The 20,673-nt window shown below is 57.3% G+C and carries 14 protein-coding genes; 10 read left to right on the forward strand and 4 right to left on the reverse strand.

What is annotated here, in order from left to right:
• Nucleotides 1-18 precede the first annotated feature (18 nt).
• On the forward strand, nucleotides 19-1,854 hold the full coding sequence (gene recQ, locus BXY39_RS11590; protein ID WP_211332216.1) for a DNA helicase RecQ: 1,836 nt from the start codon (nucleotides 19-21) through the stop codon (nucleotides 1,852-1,854).
• Between the two features lie 89 nt (nucleotides 1,855-1,943).
• On the opposite strand, the gene BXY39_RS11595 is transcribed toward recQ, so the two are convergent.
• Nucleotides 1,944-4,547, reverse strand: coding sequence for a YbcC family protein (locus BXY39_RS11595; RefSeq protein ID WP_121939060.1), 2,604 nt, complete (start codon nucleotides 4,545-4,547; stop codon nucleotides 1,944-1,946).
• A complete protein-coding gene (locus BXY39_RS11600; RefSeq protein WP_121939061.1) occupies nucleotides 4,544-6,157 on the reverse strand; it encodes an NADH-quinone oxidoreductase subunit L in 1,614 nt (537 codons plus the stop codon). The genes BXY39_RS11595 and BXY39_RS11600 overlap by 4 nt, the downstream gene beginning before the upstream one ends.
• Nucleotides 6,158-6,257: 100 nt before the next feature.
• Here BXY39_RS11600 and BXY39_RS11605 point away from each other — a divergent pair, with 100 nt between their 5' ends.
• Both BXY39_RS11605 and BXY39_RS11610 read left to right on the forward strand, forming a co-directional pair.
• Nucleotides 6,258-7,175 carry a LysR family transcriptional regulator gene (locus BXY39_RS11605; RefSeq protein WP_121939062.1) on the forward strand — a complete coding sequence of 306 codons (918 nt, stop codon included), beginning with the start codon at nucleotides 6,258-6,260 and terminating at the stop codon, nucleotides 7,173-7,175.
• Between the two features lie 137 nt (nucleotides 7,176-7,312).
• Entirely contained in the window at nucleotides 7,313-8,899 is a 1,587-nt protein-coding gene (locus tag BXY39_RS11610) for an FAD-binding domain-containing protein (RefSeq protein WP_211332217.1), read from the forward strand.
• Nucleotides 8,900-8,967: 68 nt separating this feature from the next.
• On the opposite strand, the gene BXY39_RS11615 is transcribed toward BXY39_RS11610, so the two are convergent.
• Nucleotides 8,968-9,339 (reverse strand): nuclear transport factor 2 family protein, encoded by a 372-nt coding sequence (locus tag BXY39_RS11615; RefSeq protein ID WP_170163796.1) that lies wholly within the window; start codon nucleotides 9,337-9,339, stop codon nucleotides 8,968-8,970.
• Nucleotides 9,340-9,469: 130 nt separating this feature from the next.
• Between BXY39_RS11615 and BXY39_RS11620 the strand changes: the two genes are divergently transcribed.
• Nucleotides 9,470-9,640 (forward strand): DUF2256 domain-containing protein, encoded by a 171-nt coding sequence (locus tag BXY39_RS11620; RefSeq protein WP_245999169.1) that lies wholly within the window; start codon nucleotides 9,470-9,472, stop codon nucleotides 9,638-9,640.
• A gap of 185 nt (nucleotides 9,641-9,825) precedes the next feature.
• Nucleotides 9,826-10,926: a dihydroorotase gene (gene pyrC / locus BXY39_RS11625; protein ID WP_245999102.1), complete on the forward strand. Its 1,101-nt coding sequence runs from the start codon at nucleotides 9,826-9,828 to the stop codon at nucleotides 10,924-10,926.
• 25 nt (nucleotides 10,927-10,951) lie between these two features.
• Here pyrC and BXY39_RS11630 read toward each other — a convergent pair whose 3' ends face one another.
• Complete coding sequence (locus BXY39_RS11630) at nucleotides 10,952-12,478, reverse strand: cryptochrome/photolyase family protein (RefSeq protein WP_121939065.1); 1,527 nt, start codon at nucleotides 12,476-12,478, stop codon at nucleotides 10,952-10,954.
• Between the two features lie 189 nt (nucleotides 12,479-12,667).
• Between BXY39_RS11630 and BXY39_RS11635 the strand changes: the two genes are divergently transcribed.
• From BXY39_RS11635 to BXY39_RS19175, 5 genes are all read left to right on the forward strand, one after another.
• Nucleotides 12,668-13,039 carry a hypothetical protein gene (locus BXY39_RS11635; protein WP_121939066.1) on the forward strand — a complete coding sequence of 124 codons (372 nt, stop codon included), beginning with the start codon at nucleotides 12,668-12,670 and terminating at the stop codon, nucleotides 13,037-13,039.
• A gap of 138 nt (nucleotides 13,040-13,177) precedes the next feature.
• A complete protein-coding gene (locus BXY39_RS11640) occupies nucleotides 13,178-15,316 on the forward strand; it encodes a TonB-dependent receptor family protein (RefSeq protein ID WP_211332218.1) in 2,139 nt (712 codons plus the stop codon).
• Nucleotides 15,317-15,328: 12 nt separating this feature from the next.
• Nucleotides 15,329-16,876, forward strand: coding sequence for a PepSY-associated TM helix domain-containing protein (locus BXY39_RS11645; protein WP_121939068.1), 1,548 nt, complete (start codon nucleotides 15,329-15,331; stop codon nucleotides 16,874-16,876).
• 140 nt (nucleotides 16,877-17,016) lie between these two features.
• Nucleotides 17,017-18,807, forward strand: coding sequence for a monovalent cation:proton antiporter-2 (CPA2) family protein (locus tag BXY39_RS11650; protein WP_170163797.1), 1,791 nt, complete (start codon nucleotides 17,017-17,019; stop codon nucleotides 18,805-18,807).
• Between the two features lie 676 nt (nucleotides 18,808-19,483).
• Nucleotides 19,484-20,323 carry a GIY-YIG nuclease family protein gene (locus BXY39_RS19175; RefSeq protein ID WP_147453556.1) on the forward strand — a complete coding sequence of 280 codons (840 nt, stop codon included), beginning with the start codon at nucleotides 19,484-19,486 and terminating at the stop codon, nucleotides 20,321-20,323.
• Nucleotides 20,324-20,673 lie beyond the last annotated feature (350 nt).

Consider the following 20,673-nt stretch of genomic DNA (forward strand, 5'->3'; position numbering starts at 1 on the left):
TAAAGAACAGATAGCGATATGAATGACGTTGATTGGACTGCCGCCTCTATGAGCACTGTTCTGCGCGAGGTGTTCGGATTTTCGGACTTTCGCGACGGTCAGGAGCAGGTCGCGCAGGCTTTGACGGATGGCCGCAATGTCCTCGCGGTGATGCCCACCGGTGCGGGCAAGAGCCTGTGTTATCAGATTGCCGCCCTTAAGCGGCCCGGCGTGACCATCGTCGTTTCGCCGCTTCTGGCTTTGATGAATGACCAGGTGGCCTCCCTGAAGGCCAATGGCGTTCCGGCCGCGACCATAAACAGCACCCAAAGCCGGGACGAAAAAATCGCTATCTGGAAACGCCTGACCGGCGGCACCTTGAAACTGCTGTATCTGTCTCCCGAGCAATTGCTCAGCGACAGGTTGTTGAACGCACTGACCAGGCAGAATGTCTCTCTCTTCGTTGTGGATGAAGCCCATTGTGTATCCCAATGGGGCCATGATTTCAGACCGGAATACCGGCGTCTTGATGCGCTGCGGTCAAAATTTCCCGGCGTACCGGTCGGTGCGTTCACCGCGACTGCCGATGGAAGGACACGTCAGGAGATTGTCGAGCATCTGCATGCGGGCGATGCGGATATTCTGGTGCAGGGGTTCGATCGCCCCAATATCCGGATCGAGGTCCGGCAAAGAAAGAATGCAAAAAAACAGCTGCTTTCCTTTGTGGGCAAGTTCGAAAAGCAGCAGGGAATCGTCTATTGCCTGTCCCGGTCCAAGGTCGAGGGTATCGCGCAATTTCTGAATGAGAACGGCTATAAGGCCCTGCCATATCATGCCGGCATGCCGCATGAGGCCCGGCTGGACCATCAAGAGCGGTTTTTGGCCGAACCGGGCCTGATCATGGTGGCCACCATCGCTTTCGGCATGGGGATAGACAAACCGGATGTCCGCTTTGTCCTGCATATGGATATGCCCGGCAGTATGGAAGCCTATTACCAGGAAATGGGTCGTGCCGGGCGCGACGGTCAGCCGGCGAGCGCCATGATGTTTTATGGCTTTGACAATATCCGCGTACGGCGGGACATGATCGCCGGGTCGCAGGCTGGTGAAGAAAAGAAAGCGTCCGAATATCAGCGCCTGAATGCCCTGATTGCTTTCTGTGAAACGGCGACGTGCCGGCGCAGCTTTTTACTGCGCTATTTTGGGGAAGACGCGGGCGAGCCTTGCGGCAATTGCGATATCTGTCTGTCGCCACCCGATGTTTATGACGGCACTGCACAGGCACGCCTGGCCCTGACGGCGATTGACGGGACGGGGCAGATATATGGACGGACCCATATCATTGATGTGCTGGTCGGCAGCCAAAACCGGAAAATCGTCGAGGTTGGTCACGCAGGTTTGCCCTTTTACGGGCAGGGCAAGACTGTATCCCCCGGGGAATGGCAGGCTGTGTTGCGCCAGATGCTCGCAGCGGACCTGATTGATGTGGACCTGCAATACGGGTCCCTGAAAATACGGCCTGCGGGCCAACGCATCCTTGCCGGGGATGGGACCGTTCGTTTTCTGAAGCAAACCGCCGCGGATCCGTCAGCACCCAGGGCGAAAAAGACCGCGCCTCGGGTGCAGACCGAGGATGAAGCACTTTTTGAACACCTCAAGTCGGTACGGCGTGACATTGCCCGTGAACGCAAGGTTCCGGCCTATGTCATCTTTCACGATGCCGTCCTTGCGTCCATGGCGTCCCTGAAACCGCAAAGTCAGGACCAGATGCTGGATATCAGCGGGGTTGGCCCCAGCAAGTGTGAAAAATACGGTCAGATTTTTATCGATGCACTGTCGGCCTTTGAAAACGGATCTGTTTTCAAGGAAGTATAGCGGTTCCCGGGAACGCACACGCGTGTATCTTGTGATGACGGCGCACGCAAAGTGGGGCGGATAACCTGTCGGTTCCGGTCACCCTTGGCTTATAAAGCCGGTGCGTCCACAGGCTGCCAGGACAGATTGCCGGTGTATCGGTGGCAGCTCTGACCGCCCTCGCCACCTTCTGACAGAGCGAACAGATGAATCCAGCCATTGTCCGCAAGATGTCGCACGGATTCATGTTTGGCGATGATCCTGTTGATTTCCTCAATCGGCGCTTCGATGAAAACACTCAGGCGCAGAGGTTCATGGACCAGCCGCTTGCCGTCATGGACGGACTGCCATGACAGTCCGGTCCGCAGGTCGCCGCCATTGCCTTCCAGCACGCCGATGGTGCCGGTCACATTGTGCAGCACCTTGTTGCCGCTGCCAAAAGCCGGATTATCAACGGTGGAACCATAATATTGCAGGTTGATCCAGCTTGCCACGACCATCGGGGCCGTCATGATCAGTTCCAGCACGCTCCAGTCCGTGTCGGCCTTCCAGTCATATGTGTGCAGGAAGGCCCGGCCGCCTAGGTCAATGCCTTGCGTGCGTGCCCTGGGCGCGGCAATGAAGGCGGTATTCCCCGCCAGCCCCCATTCGGGACGGACCTGTGACCAGTCCCGGCTGCGGGCCGTTACTTTTTTGTCCTTGTTTGCGCTGTCGCCGATGCCCAGCAGGGCGGCGCGTTCGCTGCGCGCCATCTTGGACGCGTCTGTCAGCCAGCCGTCCAGGCGATCCAGGTCATCCTGATGACTTTGCGGCACCTGTTCACGGTTGAAGATGGTGATCCCGTCAGTCGTGGTGTCGTGCAGGCAGCCCAGAAACCAGGTGTCTTCCGGTATGATGATACCACGTTTGTGCAAACGCGTGCGAACGGCCGGGTCATTCAGAATTGCCGCGGCGACACGCGCATTGGCTTCGCCGGTGTGGCCGCCGCAGGCTCCGCAGTCCAGCCCCGAGGCATGCGGGTTGTTCACCGTGGTACTGCCATGGCCTGTCAGCATAACAAGCCGGGCGAAATCACCCGTCATCGACATGGCCTTGAGAACGGCTTCCGCCATGTCCACACGTTCCACCGGGCCAAAGCCTGTCCGTCTGCCGTTGGATATCCCGGCCTGCAGTTCCGGTCCGGCATGGTGCAGGACATTCTTATCCAGACCATCCGTGGACGGGTGACTGACGGTGCGGGTCAAATGTGCGCTGTCGCTGACAAGCTTCGCCGCGAAACTCAAGCCCGCCGTTTCCACATAGACGAATGAGGTCACGGCGGAACTTTTGAACGATTTCCAAAGTTTTGCGGCCCGCCTGCGTAAGCGGCGGAGCGTTAAAATGCCTGTGTTTTCCTCAGGCCCGGCCCCGGCGACGGTCTCGCGCACGACGAATTTCGGCTTGAGCAGCACCGGACACTGCGCCCCGCCGTCTGTCTGGCCGATCGGCACATATTCGATCGGAAAGCCGAAAAATCCGGCAAAGCCAATCGTTTCCACATCTGGCGAGATACTCTCGAAAGCCCGCCTGTAGACCTCGGAACGCACATCAATACAGAAAGCGGCCTGCACGGCCTTACGCGTGAGATTTTCGGTTTTTGGCGCGGCGGTTCTGGTGGTGATGGTGTGGATGGTCTCCCGTTGACAGGCAAGGTCAAAAGCGTTTTGCAGAACGGTCTCGACGGCAAGGGCGCTGGCCGTACGGTTTTCCCCCTTTGTCACATCGGCCATGGTCTCAACAGCGGACGTCCAGTTTTGTCGGAAAGAGGGGGCGCCGTGGGTGATGAAAAGCCCGTAGTCCCAGGCCAGCCGCATGGCAAGCAGGTGAATGGGTGTATCGTCCGTCTCGCCGGCAAGTTCAGCGTGCCAGCCGCGATAGCGTGTGTAAGCCGTCCAACCGCCGATGCTGGCAAGCGCACGGTGGAAATAATCATCCAAAGCCTTCGCGGTCAAACCCAGCGTGTCGACAATGATTGTAGTGGCGTCATGCGGATCGTCCGGCAGGGTTGCGAAGGCTTTGCGAATCCCCCGAAAGCCCAGTGTCCGGGGCGTACGGTCATGAATGGCGGCCGCCCGCCATGCGGCGTAAGGGGAGTGGTTTTTCCATGGCATCCGCCATGTGGATTGACCTTCGTCCCAATAGGCGGCGCACCATTTGGACAGGCTTTCCAAAACCAGCGATGTGGCCGAGGTTCCGGAGGTGCGGTCAAGTATTTCCGCCACTGTCACAACACTTGGGGACAGGTCTTCGGTATCCTCGGCAAGGGCTTTCTTCAGGGCGCGGACGGTCTTCGGCAGCGCCGATGGTTGGGGATGGACGGTTTCAAGGGCCTGGGCCAGATCCCCGTCAGTGATACGGCCGCTTGCGATCAGACCCCGATAATAGTTTCGCGGCATCAGCATACTTGCACCGGTTGCCCGCTTCAGTTTGGCGGCAGCTTGCGCGAAGGGCAGGTTGACGAGGCCGAGAAACGGATTCACGGCGACAAAATGCTTGAGCGGCCACAAGGGGGCGATGATGGCGGCGGCTTTTGCAATCGCGGCATCAACGTCCGTGCGTGCAACCAGCGGCCCGTCCGCTCGAAGGGCGGTATTCTGTCCAATACCTGCTTCAGGGTGTAAAACGACATGCGGATCGGCAGTCAGGGCGGCGGTCAGGGCGATTTGTTCGGTCATGCTTGCGGTTTCCCTGTATTTGCGTTCGCCGCTGCGGGCCAAAGGCGCTGAACCAGACGATTTGTGGCGGCATTGATGTAAAGGCCGTTAAACAGGTGCACATAAAGCGCCTGCCAGCGTGGTGAGCGGGTATGGTAGGGCATGGTTTTCTGCAACACGGCGACGGCGCCGAAAGACAGCACCACCGCAATGACGATACTCAGATCCAGAAGGCCGCGCAGGGGCTGGATAGCGGGCAGGGCATCGGCCAGAACATGGGCAGACCCTGCTTGCAGGGCGAAATAAACCACGCCGACAAGCCCGGCCAGGCTCAGACCGCGTACGATCACGAACTGGCTGGGCTGGCCGTCCGTGGCCCCCGTGACGATGTGGGTGACGCCCATGACCAGCACAGCGCCAAGCGCGAAGACACCGGGCGCTTCCGTCAGCGCGACACCAAAAACCGTGGCGGTCACCCACGCCAGTCCTAGGGCCCCCGCCAGGATAAGGCTTTGACGTATGGGGTGCGGGGTTCCGGCGCGGTCCGGCACCCATGCCGCCCGCGCCAGATCAATCACACTGCCGGAAGAAAGAAATGCGTGCGCCTTGTAAAGCGAATGGGCGACAATGTGCAGTGCCGCCGCGGAAAAGGCCCCCAGGCCGCATTGCAGCATCATGAAGCCCATCTGCGCAATGGTCGACCAGGCCAGAGAGACCTTGACGCTGGTTTGCGTCAGCATCACGACCGAGCCGAACAGGGCTGTAAATCCGCCGACGATAGCCAGAAGCTCCAGCGCTCCGACAGACAGGGCCATCAGTTCGCCAAACCGCAGAATCAGGAAACCGCCCGCATTGATAATCCCCGCGTGCAGCAGGGCAGAAACCGGTGTCGGTGTTTCCATCACTTCCGTGAGCCATCCATGAAAGGGAAACTGTGCCGATTTCAGCAGTGCGGCGATCGCCAGCAGGGCCGCGATCCAGTGTATTTCGGACATGGTGTTGCCCGCTGACTTCATATCCCGCGCGGCGGCGAACATCGTCTCGAATTCCAGTCCGCCAAACACGCTGAACATCAGGCCCGCCGCGCCCAGCAGGCATGCATCACCAAGACGACTGGCTATGAATTTCTTGGCCGCCGCCAGCCGGGCAGCGGGCCGTGTTTTGTAAAAGACGAGAAGCTGATGCAGGGACAGGCTGGTGGCCACCCAGGCAAGTATGAACAGAGCCATATTGCCGGACAGGATCAATGTGAGAACACTGGCAAGCGTCAGGCACAGCCATTTCATGAAACGGCCCTGATCCGCGTCACCGTCCAGATAATTGCGGCTATAGGCAATGACAATCAGACCGACAAAGGCGACCAGCAGCCCCATAACGGCGGACAAGGCATCATAATAAAGGCTGATGGGTAAGGCATCCGATAATCCGGCCCCGGCAATCACAGGGCCGCCCCCCATGCCCATCAGCAAAATCGCGCTGCCGGCGGCAATGGTGAAAGCCCCTGTCCCGGCGGCCATTGCTATGCGGATCATCAGGCTCGGGTGCGCATTGGCATATCGGCCGGGTACAAGACCGACGGCGATAAGCACAAGCGGAGCGAAACCGATGAAGGCGGCGATTGTGGATGCCATAACTCTCTCCAACGCTGTTTGGTCGGAGGTTTAGCAAGTGCAAAATGTTCTGTATAATTCAAATATTGAAAATTATCGTTCTGTTCTGTAAAAGTGTTGGATGCTGCATCTCAATTACCATCATCTGCGCTATTTCTGGGCCATCGCGCATGAAGGCAACCTGACACAGGCCGCTGAACGGCTGAATGTCTCCCAGTCCGCGCTTTCGGTTCAGGTGAAAAAACTTGAGGATCAACTCGGACACAGCCTGTTTGAGCGTCAGGGGCGGGGGCTGCGCCTGACGGAGGCCGGGCGTATCACCCTTGATTATGCCGACACCATTTTTCAGGCCGGGGATGAACTGCTCAGCACATTGGCCGGTCAGTCGGATGCGGAGCGTCAGGTGCTGAGGGTGGGGGCGATCACCACATTATCGCGTAACTTTCAGCTTGTGCTGCTCAGGCCGCTGATCGTGAGACTGGATGTCGAGCTGATCATGCGGTCCGGCACCATGCGCGAGCTCCTCGCCCAGCTGGAAGCCCACGCGGTGGACATGGTGCTCTCCAACCGGCCCGTGCCCGGCGATGTCAAGACGCAGTGGCAGAGCCACCTGCTTCAGGAACAGCCCGTCAGTCTTGTCGGACCGCCGGGTATGGCCCCTTTTGTGGGGGCAGGGGAAACGAAGCGAGCCTTCCGCTTCCCACAGGACCTGGCCGATGTGGCTGTTTTGCTGCCCAGTCTAGAAAGCGATATCCGCGTTGCTTTTGACAGAGCGCTTGAACTGGCCAATGTCCGCCCGGCCATTCTGGCGGAGGTGGACGATATGGCCATGCTGCGGCTGCTTGCACGGGAAAGCGAGGCCGTCACATTGGTGCCACCCGTCGTCGTGCGTGATGAACTGGAAAGCGGCGTGCTGGTCGAATACTGCCAGATCCCCGAAATCACCGAGCGTTTTTACGCCATTACCCAGACCCGCCGTTTTCCCAACCCGCTGGTGAAAGATGTACTGTCCATGCCCACGGACGGGCACGAGGAATAGCCGCCGCATTCTGAAAGCCGATTTGAAGAAAAGACCGGGGACCGTTCCGCTGGAAAAGCGTTCGTGATCCTTGATGGCAGTGGCATCGTATCATTACCGAATTGGTAACTTGCTGTGCATTATAGGGTTTTGTCCCGGTGACGAAAACGGTTTGGTCCCCCTTGCAGATTGTCTGGTTTAAGCGCGACCTGCGTGTTTCGGACCACCGGCCCCTGGCCATGGCCGCCGCGCAGGGGCCTGTATTGCCCCTATTTGTCGTGGAACCGGCTTTGTGGCGGCAGGCGGATATGTCTGCCCGGCAGTGGGCTTTTGTCCGGGAATGTCTGGCGGAACTCAGCGACAGCTTAGCATGCCTTGGTCAACCTCTCATCATACGGACAGGGGATGTCGCGGATGTTTTGCAGGATTTGCATGAAAGTCACGGAGTCGCGGCCCTGTGGTCGCACGAGGAAACCGGCAATGCCTGGACATATATGCGGGACAAACGCATTGCCGGTTGGGCGCGCCTGAACGCCGTCCCTTGGTATGAAGTGCGCCAAACCGGTGTTATTCGCGGATTGAAAGACCGGAACGGATGGGCTGCGCGCTGGGATCGTTTTATGGCCGAGCGCGCGGCCTCGCCGCCCGCCGCGCTCAAACCCATTCCAGGTTTGGCGGCCGGATCAATCCCGTCGGTAGCGGATCTGGGCCTGCATCTTGATGTCTGTCCCGGCCGGCAAAGGGGTGGTCGCGCCACTGGTCTTGATTGGCTGAACGGCTTTTTGACCACACGCGGTGAACATTATCGGAAAGCCATGTCCAGTCCCTTGGCCGCATTTCAGGGATGCTCGCGTATATCGCCTTATCTGGCGTGGGGGGCCATGTCCATGCGGGAAGTGGCGTACGCCACGTGGGCCCGGCAAACGGCGCTCGCCGACATACCCCGCGGCACGGCCGGCGGATGGCGTGGCGCCATGCGCTCCTTTTCCGGCAGGCTGCACTGGCATTGCCATTTCATGCAGAAGCTGGAGGATGAACCGAGGCTGGAGTTTGAGAATTTACACCCGGCTTACGATGGGCTCCGGCCCGCACAACCGGAAAAAAACACGCTGACAGCATGGCGGGACGGTGAAACCGGTTTGCCCTTTGTCGATGCCTGTATGCGGGCGCTTACGGCAACGGGGTGGCTGAATTTTCGCATGCGCGCCATGCTGATGGCGGTGGCCAGCTATCATCTGTGGCTGGACTGGCGTGCACCGGGCGAGCATCTGGCCCGACTTTTTACCGATTATGAACCGGGCATTCATTGGCCGCAGGTGCAGATGCAGTCCGGCACGACCGGTATCAATACCGTGCGTATCTATAATCCCGTCAAACAGGGGTATGATCAGGACCCGGATGGGGTTTTTGTACGCCGATGGCTGCCTGAACTGGCCAATGTGCCCAACCGTTTTATCCATGAACCATGGAAATGGGACAGGGCCGGTAGCATTCTCGACAAGCATTATCCCATGCCTGTTGTGGACCATCTGTCGGCGGCAAGGGACGCACGGCAAAAAATCTGGGCTGTGCGGCGGGGCGATCAATTTCGTGATACGGCGGCGACAATCCAGACCCGGCATGGCAGCCGCAAACGCGGACTGCCCATGACGGGGCGCAAGTCATTTGGAAACCCGCGAAAACAGCAGCATTGCGGGCAACTTTCCCTGTCGTTCGAACCGGACAGCACACATGAAAATACGTAAGAAACCGGCTAGCCTTTGCTAAAGGGCGGCGCATAGGGGTAGGCCGCCGGCTGTTTATGGGCCCTTGCTCACTGTTCGGGGCACGGAGTTCCCTGATGATGGTATAACTGCCACGTCCCCCCATTGCACAGCCATACGGAACTGCGCTCACTGACCCTCACACCGTGGTCTGTTGCCGCAATGGCCCGGTAGGTGGCAAGCACGATATCGTTGCTCAGCCCCACGCACCGCAGGTTCTCCAGGATATAAGGCGGTTTGGGGGACCTTGAGGCGACATCATCGAGGATACCGGCGCGGTCAAACACGCGCCCCGACTGCCCCACTTCCCGAAAGTCGGGATGCAGCAGTTCATGAACCCTTGCGCTGTCGCCTGACATGACGGCTTCCGCCAGTGAGTGTTCAGCCTGTGCCACATATTGTTCATGATCGTTTAGGTGCATGTGGGGTACCATGAAAACCAAAGATAAAACCTTGCGGGAGGAATCGTTTTATACTCTTCCATAATCATTACGTCACTGAGAGTAACCGCATGCGTCCCATAATATCCGCGAAATAGGTCTGTCGATGAAAATGCGCAAGAAAGGAGAGCTGCCGACCAAAATTTGCCAGGTCTGCGAACGGCCCTTTACGTGGCGGAAAAAATGGGCGCGCGATTGGGAGCAGGTCAAATATTGCTCGGACAGATGCCGCCGCGCGTCAAAGGGTGGCGGTGGCGCAAATACCAGTATGCCTAAACGATAAGAGCCTTGTGATGGTTTTGGGGCATGTTTCGCCTGAAAGACAGATTTGTCTCCAAACCCCTTGCTGATTTTCATGCGCCGCTGCAATAAGCGCTGCGTTTTGACGGCAATTGGTGATAGGCATACGGCATGTCCGGCTTGGACGATACCGCCGGAAGGATGATCATCGAAAGTTGAGGAAGAGCGTTGGAAGATATCATCACGACATCCGCCCTGCCTGGGCAGTTTTCCGATAATACACTGACCCTGCGCCAACCGGACGACTGGCATGTTCACTTGCGCGATGGCGACATGCTGAAACTGGCTGCGGATTATACGGCACGGCAGTTCGCCAGAGCCATTGTCATGCCCAACCTTGTGCCCCCAATCACCACCGTTTCCGCTGCGGCCGCTTACCGTGGGCGTATTATGGCGGCCCTTTCCGAGGAACGCGCTTTTACACCGCTGATGACGGCGTATCTGACGGATGAGATCAATCCGGATGAGATTGAGGCCGGTTTTCTTGACGGTGTGTTCACGGCCTGCAAGCTTTATCCCGCCAATGCGACCACCAATTCCGCCGCCGGTGTGACGGATGTGCGCAGAATCTGGTCAACGCTGGAACGTATGCAAAAGATCGACATGCCGCTTTTGGTGCACGGCGAGGTGGTATCCCCTGACATCGATATTTTCGACCGGGAGGCGGTGTTTCTGGAAACGGTGCTCGGCCCGGTTCTGAAAGATTTTCCGGCGCTTCGGGTGGTGCTGGAGCACATCACCACGGAAGACTCCGTCCAGTTTGTTGAGGCGGCCGGCAGCAATCTGGCCGCCACGATCACCGCGCACCATTTGCGGATCGACCGCAATGCCATGTTTGACGGGGGGCTCCGGCCCCATGCCTATTGCCTGCCGGTTGCCAAGCGCCGCCATCACCGTGCGGCGCTGCGCAAGGCCGCTGTTTCCGGCAGTCCGAAATTTTTCCTCGGCACGGACTCGGCGCCGCATCCAAAGCATGAAAAGGAAAGTGCCTGTGGCTGTGCCGGGATTTTCAGTGCACCTGTCGCCCTGGAAAGCTATGCCCAGACCTTTGAAGAAGAAGGGGCGCTGGACAGGCTTGAAGGTTTCGCGTCCGAATTCGGCCCCCGCTTTTATCGCCTGCCGTTGAATGAGGGCAGCGTCACCCTGCACCGTGTGGCACAGGATGTGCCCGATCTGATGACGTGTGGCGACATCGATATCGTACCGTTTCACGCGGGCCAAAGTCTGGGGTGGCGGTTTGTGGAGGAGGGTTCGCAGGGCGAGACTTGAAAAAGGCCTTGTCCCCTATCCCCCTCTACAGGGTTTTCAGAAATTTTGCGGCGCTGTCGCGGTACGCTTTTTTCTTGTCCTCTGCCATGCGGTCCCACGTGCGGAACACCTGGCCAAGGCGCGGATTGCCGCGCAAAACATTTTCATTGCGGATCAGAAAATCCCAATACAAAGGGTTGAAGGGACAGGCATTTTCCCCGGTCTTTTTCTTCACGTCGTAGCGGCAGCCATCACAGTAATCGGACATTTTGTTGATATAGTTACCGCTGGCCGCATAGGGTTTGGAGCCAAGCAGACCGCCGTCGGCAAACTGGCTCATACCCAGTGTGTTGGGTAGCTCCACCCACTCATAGGCATCGGCATAGACGGCCAGATACCATTCATGAACCTGCGCCGGATCAATGCCCGCCAGCATCGCGAAATTGCCGGTCACCATCAGGCGCTGGATATGATGGGCATAGGCATCTGTTTTCGTCTGGTTGACGGCGGCCCGTATGCAGGCCATGTCGGTTTCCGCCGTCCAGTAGAAATCGGGCAGGGCGCGCCTGTGTCCGAAAAAGTTTTCGTCCACATAGCCAGGCATTTTCAGCCAGTAGATGCCACGCACATATTCCCGCCAGCCGATAATCTGACGGATGAAGCCTTCTGCCGCGTTCAGCGGTACGCCGCCGGTGTGGTAAGCCTCTTCCACCCGGCGGCAGACGGCAAGCGGGTCGAGAAGCCCGGCATTGATGTAATGCGACAGGACCGAATGATAGAGAAAACGTTCATCCCTTATCATGGCATCCTGATAGTCGCCGAAGGAAGGTAAGGCGTGTTTGATAAAATGGTTTAGCGCCGCTTCAGCGCCTTTTGCCGTTACAGCAAACCAGAAGGGCTCCAGATCGCCGAAATGGCCGCCGAAACGGTCTGCCACCAGTGTTAAAACCTCTTTGGTGATGGCATCCGGCTTTGTGCGGGGCGGACGCGGCATGAACAGATCGGCCTTTGCCGGTTTGCGGTTCTCGGCATCATAATTCCATTTGCCGCCTGCTGGTTTTTCTCCATCCATCAGCAGATCGGTTTTCCGCCGCATGTCGCGGTAGAAATACTCCATCCGCAATTGCTTGCGCCCCTCGGCCCAGTCTACAAATTCAGCGTGGGAACATATAAACCTGTCATCCTCCAGAATATGGACCGGTACGCCAAGCCCATCTTGCCAGCTTTCCATCATCCGTTTGACGCGCCATTCGCCTGGTTCCGTCACGATGATATGGCTGGTATTGTGCCGCTTGACAGCGTGTTTGACTTCACTGCTGAAGGAACCGCTGTTCCCCTCATCGTCCAGTCGCACATAGTCCACGGTCCAACCGTTCTGCCGCAGGGGTTCGGCAAAATGACGCATGGCGGAAAAAAGGAAGGCGATCTTCTTCTTGTGATGAGGGACATATGTGGCTTCTTCCATTATCTCGGCCATCAGGATCACATCCTGTGCCTTATCAGCGGCCTGAAGGGAGGAGAGCGACAGGCTTAACTGGTCGCCGAGAATGAGAATAAGCCTGCGGTTCGCCATTTGTGAAACCCGTGAGAAATTCAGTTTGAGACACCAAACCTGATACGCAGGATTGCGGCTGTTGAGTCACCTTTGCATCACCAGCCCGTGTGCGACGAATTCTCACTTGCGGATCGTGCCGCTGCGATTTAGCGTGCGCGTCAGATGACCCGGATAAGTCGACATAAGCGCCGGTGGCTGCAGAATGCCGTGATATGTGCGGCTTTTTGTGCCATCCTGCTGCGCGCCGCGATCCCTGCCGGGTGGATGCCCACCATTGCGCCCGACGGCATGATGCGTATCACGCTCTGCACCGGCATGGGCGTTGTGGATGCGTGGATTGATGAGACGGGCCGGGTGCACAGGTCCGACTCTGACGAGGGCGGGGAAAACCCGACTGTCGATCAGCCCTGTACCTTTTCCGCCTTGGCTGCGCCTGTCACCCTTTTATCGGTCATCGTGGCCGATACATTCAGTCCCCATGCCGTTGCCGAGCGGGTTTTCGTCTATCCCAATGTGGCCGTCGGCCTCGGCTTGGCTGCACCGCCTCCGCCGCAAATCGGCCCTCCCGCCGCGCTCTGAGCGCGGCAGTTCCCGAAACCGGAAACATGCCGTTCATCATGCCGCTACGCTCGTAGTAGCGGCCTGTTGTGCATGCAGCACTTTTGAGTGCTGTCTGCGCTTGTTCGTATAAAGGCATGTATTCCAATGAGTTTTATAGTGTGCGGTAAAACTGCCGCTGTTGCCCTGTGTGCCACCGCATCCATTGCGATCCTGACGGGGGTTGTTTCCGCCCAGGGTGTCGGGCAGCGGAAAGCGGTTGGCATTGAAGAGATTGTCGTCACCGCCAATGCCGGGTCGCTCACCGCTGTTACCGTTTCGCAGGCCCGTGACAGGCTGGAACGGGTGCCCGGTGGTATCGGCTTTGTGGAGGCGGATGTCTTCGCCGATGATTTCGCCCAAAGTATCGGTGATGCCCTGCAATTCACACCTGGTGTTTTCGCCGATACCTCCGCCCAGCGGGAGACGCGTATTTCCATTCGCGGGTCCGGTCTCAATTCGTCTTTCGAGCGACGGGGCCTGACCGTCTTGCGCGATGGTGTGCCGATCACGCGAGCAAGCGGCAGCACCGAATTTCAGGAAGTGGACCCCCTGTCCGTCCGCTATATTGAGGTGTTTAAAGGGGCGAACGGCTTACGCTACGGTGCGGCTTCTCTGGGCGGGGCCGTCAATCTTGTCACACCCACGGGCCGTACGGTGGAAAGCCCCTTTTCCGCTCGTATTGAAGGGGGCAGCTTTTCAACACTGCGGGCCAATGCCAGTTATGGCGGCACGTTTGAAGGCGGTGATGTCTATGTGGGCGTCACCGGTCTGCGTTCGAACGGGTTTCGCGAGCATAGCGATGTGCGCAGTGTTTACGGCTTTTCCAATCTCGGTCTCAAGCTGAGCGAGACCGTCGAGACGCGGTTTTACCTGACCGCGTTGAGCGACAATTTCGAGCTGGCCGGCAGCCTGTCTCTTGAAGATGCATTGGAAAACCGGGAACAGGCGGCCCGGCCCGTCACCGCGGGGCCGTTTTTTCCAGGGGGGCCCGTCACGGTGCTTGACCCCGGCCCTGTTGCGGATGATTGGGATCGCAATCTGGATGTGGTGCGTATTGCCAATCGCACCGTGGCCGCACTGGAGGCCGTCACGCTTGAAGGTGGTTTCTGGTATGCACGCCGTAATCTGGACCATGCCATCACCCGCTTTGCCGGCATCATCGTGCAGGAAGAAGATGAAGTTGGTCTGTATGGCCGCGTGACGGGGGACATGACTGTTGGCAGCCTGCCGGTTGACTGGACCATCGGATTTGAAGCCAATGAGTCCACCAATGAGGCCCAGCGCTTTGCAAATGATTCTGGCGCGCGCGGGGAGTTGCGAACCGAGAGCGATCAGGACGCTTCCAATATTCTGGCCTATGCGCAGGCCGAGCTTGGCCTGACGGACAGTCTGACAGCCGTGACCGGCCTGCAGTGGCTGCGGGCCGTCCGCGATAATGATGCCATCCTCAACGATGTGTCGGGCCGGGTGGTCTCCAGGCAACTGAACCCCCGTTTCGGTCTTCTGTATGACCTGAATGACAGCGCGCAGATTTTCGCCAACGTCAATCGCGGCTTTGAACCTGCGACGCTTTCGGATCTTACCGCAGGCGGTGCGCTCGACTTTACGCCGCTGGACGCGCAGCAGGCCTGGACAGTTGAGATCGGCACACGCGGGCAGGCGGATTTCATCGCCTGGGATGTCTCCCTGTACCGCAGTTGGGTGGACAATGAGCTACTGGACTTCGGTGCTCCGGGGTCGTTCGGGTTCGTTTCCTTCACCGACAATGCGGACAACACAATCCACCAGGGTGTGGAAGTGGGCATTGACCTTTTCATCGCTGACAAGACACTGTCCGAGGCAGGTTACAGCCTTGTCTGGCGCAATATCTATACGCTCAATGATTTCCGGTTTGAGGATGATCCCACTTTTGCCGACAACACGCTAGCCGGGGTGCCGCGTCATGTCTATATCTCGGAACTGAAGCTGGACGCGGATGACGGCTGGTATGTTTCCGCCAATCTGCGCTGGATACCGGACGGGCCGTATGTGGATTTCGCCAATACGACACAAGTACCGGGATATGAGCTGGTCGGTTTTACCGCCGGTGTGGACCTGACGGACACTCTGCGCCTGTTCGGGTCCGTCGAAAATATCTTCGACACCGATTTTATTTCCAACGTCACCACCAATGCCAATCAGGAACTGGAAAATGGCCGTGTATTCACGCCGGGGCAGGGCCGTGCCTTTTTCGCCGGTATCACGGCCAGTTTTTAGGGGAAGGGAACTATGGCAAACGCATTGAAACTGAAGCGATGGTCGTTGTCCAAGCATCAGACGCTTGGACTTGTCGGTGGCTTGGCTCTGGTGTTGTGGGGCCTGTCCGGTCTTCTGCATCCGTTGATGACAACCTTCGGACCGCAGCAGGCGGTGTTTTATCCGCCGCAACGCCCGCTGGACCTGACCGGCGCACGTCCCCTGCACGACACGCTGCGGGCGGCGGGTATCACCCGGGCCGCGGCGGTGAAGATTATCGTCTCGGACGGGGAAAATCTGTTGCAGGTGACGGAAAACGCCATGGAACCGCGCCGTTATTTCCGTTTATCGGATGGGATGGAACTGGCCGGGCATGATACGGCACATGCGGTTTTCCTGGCGCGGCACTATCTGGGTGTTGACGATCCGGTGCGGACGATCCGTTTCGTTAAGGAGTTTGACGATACCTACCCATGGGTCAACCGCCTGCTGCCGGTCTATCAGGTCACCTTCGAACGGCAGGATGACCTGTCCATTCATGTCTATACCGAGACAAACGCCTCTGCCGCCGTCACCAACCGCTTCAAGACCGTGGTGCAGACAGGCTTCCGCTGGTTTCACACATGGAGCTGGTTCCCCACCGGGGCGGAGTGGGCGCGCGTCCTGCTTGTTGCTCTATTCATCGGTGCACTGTTCGCGCTTGCCGTGACGGGTGTGATGATGCTTGTCCTCATCCGGCGCAAGGGGCGTGCGCCGGGCAGCCGGGGCTGGCATCGGATCGCCGGCTACGCGCTGGCTCTGCCCATGCTGATGTTCAGTGCGAGCGGCCTGTTTCATCTGATACAATATGCCGCCGACACGCCGGAAAAAGTGTTGACGCTGTCTCCGCCCCTTGACTTGGGAGGGGTACGGTTTCCCGTTCACCGGCAATGGACGGATCTGACCGCCGGCATGACTGTAAATGCACTCTCACTCGTGGAGACGGCGGACGGCGTGCATCTCTACCGTCTCGGGCTCGCACCTGACAGGCGCGGCGGCCCGACAGGTGCGGCGGAGATCCGCAATGCCCGTTTCGACGGTGTGGAGACCACCGGGCCGGCCTTGTATGTGAATGCGGCAACAGGTGCCGTCTGGCCTGACGGGGATAAAGAGCTTGCCATGCAACTGGGCGCGCGTTTCACCGGCGCGGGCCCGGACGCCATCAGGGCCATGTCCCTCGTCACCCGCTTTGGTCCGTCCTATGACTTCCGCAACAAGCGCCTGCCGGTGTGGCGGATTGATTATGGCGCGCCTGAGAACATGACCATCTTCGTCGATACAGCCACAGGCGTTCTGGCCGACCGGGTACTGGACACCCAGAAGCCGGAGCGTCTCAGTTTCAGCCTCATCCACAAATGGAACTTCCTGTTTCCGTTAGGCCGGACTGCACAAAACATCATCATATCGGCGGTCGTGGCGCTCAGCATTGTTCTGATGGCGGTGCTTGGCCTGCAAATGGATGTAAGTCGAAGGATACGCCGCAAGGCAAAGAAAGAGACGCCAGCCACCCCGGTTCCGCAGCAAAACCCTGCCGCCGAATAAGTGTAGGCAATGCGGTTCAAGTTTTCAGGGGGTATGACTTTCAGCTCTTTCAAAGAGATACCCCCGGACTTCTGTATTTGAAAAAGCGACGTGGACGGTTATGTCATCATCTACAGCATTATGTGATGGGAGCCGCCGCTTTGATTGAATTTGAACCCACGTCGCTTGAAATGCGCTTTTGGGAGGCACTGGCGCTCATCGTTGCGGCATGCCTGTTGGTACCCATGTTCCGGCGGCTCGGTCTTGGGACTGTTCTTGGCTATCTGGCTTCCGGCGTGGCGGTGGCCAGCTTTCTCACACTCAGCTTTTCCGATCATCCCGAGGACCTGCTGCACTTTGCCGAATTTGGTGTGGTACTTTTCCTGTTTATCATCGGGCTGGAGTTGAAACCCGCGCGCCTGTGGGAAATGCGCGGCGTTATTTTTGGTCTTGGGGCCTGTCAGGTAGCGCTGTGCGGATTTGTGCTCGCCGTTCCGCCGTTGCTCTTCGGCCTTGGCTGGCAGGCCAGCATGGTTATCGGTCTTGGCCTGGCGCTATCGTCCACCGCGCTTGTCATGCAACGGTTGGACGAACGCGGCGAGCGGGGCAGCAAACATGGTCAGGCTTCTTTCTCCATTCTGTTGTTTCAGGACCTAGCCATCGTACCGCTTTTGCTACTGGTGGAGCTCCTGGCCCCCGCCAGCGGCGAGATCGGTTTTAAGGAAAGCCTGATCAGCGTCGCCATTGGCATTGGTGCCATAGCCATACTGGTGATTGTCGGGCGCTATATGCTGGACCCGATCTTTCGCTTGTTGGCGCAGGCCCGTATGCCGGAAATCATGACGGCCAGTGCTCTTGGTGTGGTGATCGCCGCGGCCATGCTGATGGATCTGGCCGGCATGTCCTATGCCATGGGGGCGTTTATCGCCGGTGTGATGCTGGCGGAATCCTCCTACCGCCATGAGGTCGAGGCGAATATCGAACCTTTCCGTGGGCTCTTCCTGGGCCTGTTTTTCATGGCGGTCGGTATTTCGCTGGATCTTGGTGTCGTCGTTGAAAACTGGCTGATCATTCTGGCCGCCGTGCCGATATTGATGCTGTTGAAGGGGGTGGCCATCTATACTGTCTCCCGCCTGTTCCGAGGGGGCCACAATACCGCCGTGCTGACGTCGCTGGCCCTGCCGCAGCACGGCGAGTTTGGTTTCGTGCTGTTTTCGGCGGCATCGTCCGCAATGCTGTTCGACGCGCAGACGGCGTCAATCTTGGTGGCGGTTGTCACTTTTTCCATGGCGTTTTCTCCGCTGGTGGAACGCTTGGCGCCCTATCTGCTGCACAAAAAAACCGGCGATACCATTGACGAGGATTTTTCCGATGCGGGCGGCGATGTACTGGTGATCGGCTTTGGCCGGTTTGGCCAGGTGGTTTCCCAGGCACTGCTGTCGCAGGATTTGCGGGTGACGATCATTGACAATGATCCCATACGCGTACGCGAGGCGGGGCGTTTCGGCGTCCGCATTCATTTCGGCAATGGCACGCGCCGTGACGTCCTGCGTGCCTCAGGGGCCGCGCGCGCCAAGCTGATCATCGTCTGTATCGATGACCATGCCAGGACGGATGCCATTGTGCGCTTGGTGCAGGCCAAGTTTCCACAGGCGCGTCTGCTGGTGCGGGCGTATGATCGTATCCACGCTATCCAACTCATGGATATGGGGGTGCAGGACTATGTGCGCGAAACCTTTGAATCCGCGATCAGTCTTGCCGCCAAATCTCTCGGTGCCCTTGGCTATACCGAACAGGAATGCAGCGACATCATTGGCACGATCCGGGATATGGACCGGGAAAGACTGCATGAACAGGCATTGATGGTCCAGGGCGCCGACGGCCGGGCGGAAGCCATCAGGAAGATCATGCCTGAACCGCTGATAAAGCGCCTCAAACGTGCGATAACCTAGGCCCTGTTGTCAAAAGTTTTGATCCAAAGTCTCACCGCGGCAAAGTTTAAGAAACTTAGGCAGGACAGTGCGCGCTTTTTGTAACGGGTTATGGTGCGCCTTGAGTGTTTGAGAAAGCCAAACATGCGCTCCACGCGGTTGCGGTCTTTGTATCTTTGACAGTCGCATTGAGGTGGATTTTGCGGTTTGAGCATCTCGGAATGATTGGCCGTCTGCATTGCATCGGCAGGTCTTCATGCACGCTGCCATCATCATAACTTTTACTGGACAGCATCCCAAACGCCTTGTTCGGTCCAACGGCGGAAACGGACATAGACAGAATTTCATTTTCCATAGCGACTTAAATGTCGCGCCAAGGATAACCGGTGCGCAGCACCATACCATTTCAAAACGGGTGATTGCCACCTGTAGGGCGAGCATGGCGGCCGCATTATGGTGGAAGCAAAGCTACAAATATACTATTATGCATCCGATAAATCGGCACAGTCGATGACGGCTCCTTAAAAAAGCAACCTTGAAGCAAAAACCGGCCAAAATCGAAACCTTTTTTATTAATATAGCCTAGGAATATTGTTGCCAATTTTTCTTGGGAAAAGCTGCGTTTTCGGCGAGTTTAGTAAATAATATTTTCATGATCATATCATATGTTTTTCTATAAAAACAATTGGGGATGGTGATGGGCACTATGAGTGAATATAGAGGCAATAATAAGGGCTTATCGGATTTCCTAAGATATGAAAACCGTTTTTACGTTTATATTTTACGTCGGCCAGATGGACAAGAATTCTATGTGGGGAAAGGTAAAAAAGACCGTGTATTCTACCACGTGAGAGAAGCCCAGCATGAGACCCGATACTCATCCAATCCATATAAGACGAACATTATAAGGAGTATACTTAAATCTGGGGCACAAATTATCTATGAGATCGATAGTTTGTTTGAGGATGAGGTGTTGGCATACAAGCGCGAAACTCAATTGATCGAGAAATTGAAGCGGCTTCATGAAGGTGGGCTTCTTACCAATCTGGCACCGGGAGGGGGAAGCACTGCTGGGGCCGCTCCCCATTCTAAAGAAAAGCATCGCGCTAGCCTTGGAGGGGTACCCACCGATGACTCTGAACGGGCTATCCTAAACAGATTCCTTCTTTCACTTGGACAACCAAAAAGTATCTGTGTGAAGGTGGTCGGTAGGGTTACAAGGCCGAAGCCTACCCAGGCGTTTAAACACGTGACGCGCAAACCGACCAAAAGACAGGCGTTAGCTATCGTCGCGAGTGCAATTGCAAATGGAATAGAATTGTCAAGCGGATGTGAGGTCCCCAGGAGATTCACTCATAAGGGTGTGGATGCATTTGTTGAAAACGGAGTGAGCAGAGACATTGTAACCTCTGGACTTGCTAAGGTTTTACCTGCGGAAGGTCCCTTGTATGAAACCTTCATAATAGATACTGAAGGATTAGCAGACATCATCAGGCTTATCGGCGAAAAACAACTCAGGAGTTATGGCCTGATCTAGGCCTTGATTGACAAAAGTGGTTCTTTCTGAGGTGATTTTCTGAATCAAAGCTGTCTTTTGGAAGACAGCTTTGAGCGCACAAGGTTATCGCGGGAATCCGAAGGAAGTGGAATGTAAGATCATCGGGGTGTTTTTGTTGCCGGAGCGAGGTCAGCACGCATGATCGGTGCAGGGTAATCAGCATTATCTCAACGGCATGCTTTATTTGTGATGTGCACCGTTTGTCCTTGGCGTGGTATACATGAGTGCTAAAGTAAATAGAACTCGGTTATGTGCGGCTTTTGCCGCTGGGCCGAACAAGGTGCCTGAGAGGCTTTGCTGCAGACATTGGTGGATATCGGGCTGACCGA

Source organism: Eilatimonas milleporae, from assembly GCF_003688555.1.
Lineage (GTDB): Bacteria > Pseudomonadota > Alphaproteobacteria > Sphingomonadales > Kordiimonadaceae > Eilatimonas > Eilatimonas milleporae.

Coding starts and splice junctions, on each gene's coding strand:
- BXY39_RS19175 (WP_147453556.1), top strand. CDS start 19,484: ATGGGCACTATGAGTGAATATAGAGGCAATAATAAGGGCTTATCGGAT.
- BXY39_RS11595 (WP_121939060.1), bottom strand. CDS start 4,547: ATGACCGAACAAATCGCCCTGACCGCCGCCCTGACTGCCGATCCGCAT.
- BXY39_RS11620 (WP_245999169.1), top strand. CDS start 9,470: ATGCGCAAGAAAGGAGAGCTGCCGACCAAAATTTGCCAGGTCTGCGAA.
- BXY39_RS11605 (WP_121939062.1), top strand. CDS start 6,258: ATGCTGCATCTCAATTACCATCATCTGCGCTATTTCTGGGCCATCGCG.
- BXY39_RS11645 (WP_121939068.1), top strand. CDS start 15,329: ATGGCAAACGCATTGAAACTGAAGCGATGGTCGTTGTCCAAGCATCAG.
- BXY39_RS11630 (WP_121939065.1), bottom strand. CDS start 12,478: ATGGCGAACCGCAGGCTTATTCTCATTCTCGGCGACCAGTTAAGCCTG.
- recQ (WP_211332216.1), top strand. CDS start 19: ATGAATGACGTTGATTGGACTGCCGCCTCTATGAGCACTGTTCTGCGC.
- BXY39_RS11615 (WP_170163796.1), bottom strand. CDS start 9,339: ATGCACCTAAACGATCATGAACAATATGTGGCACAGGCTGAACACTCA.
- BXY39_RS11600 (WP_121939061.1), bottom strand. CDS start 6,157: ATGGCATCCACAATCGCCGCCTTCATCGGTTTCGCTCCGCTTGTGCTT.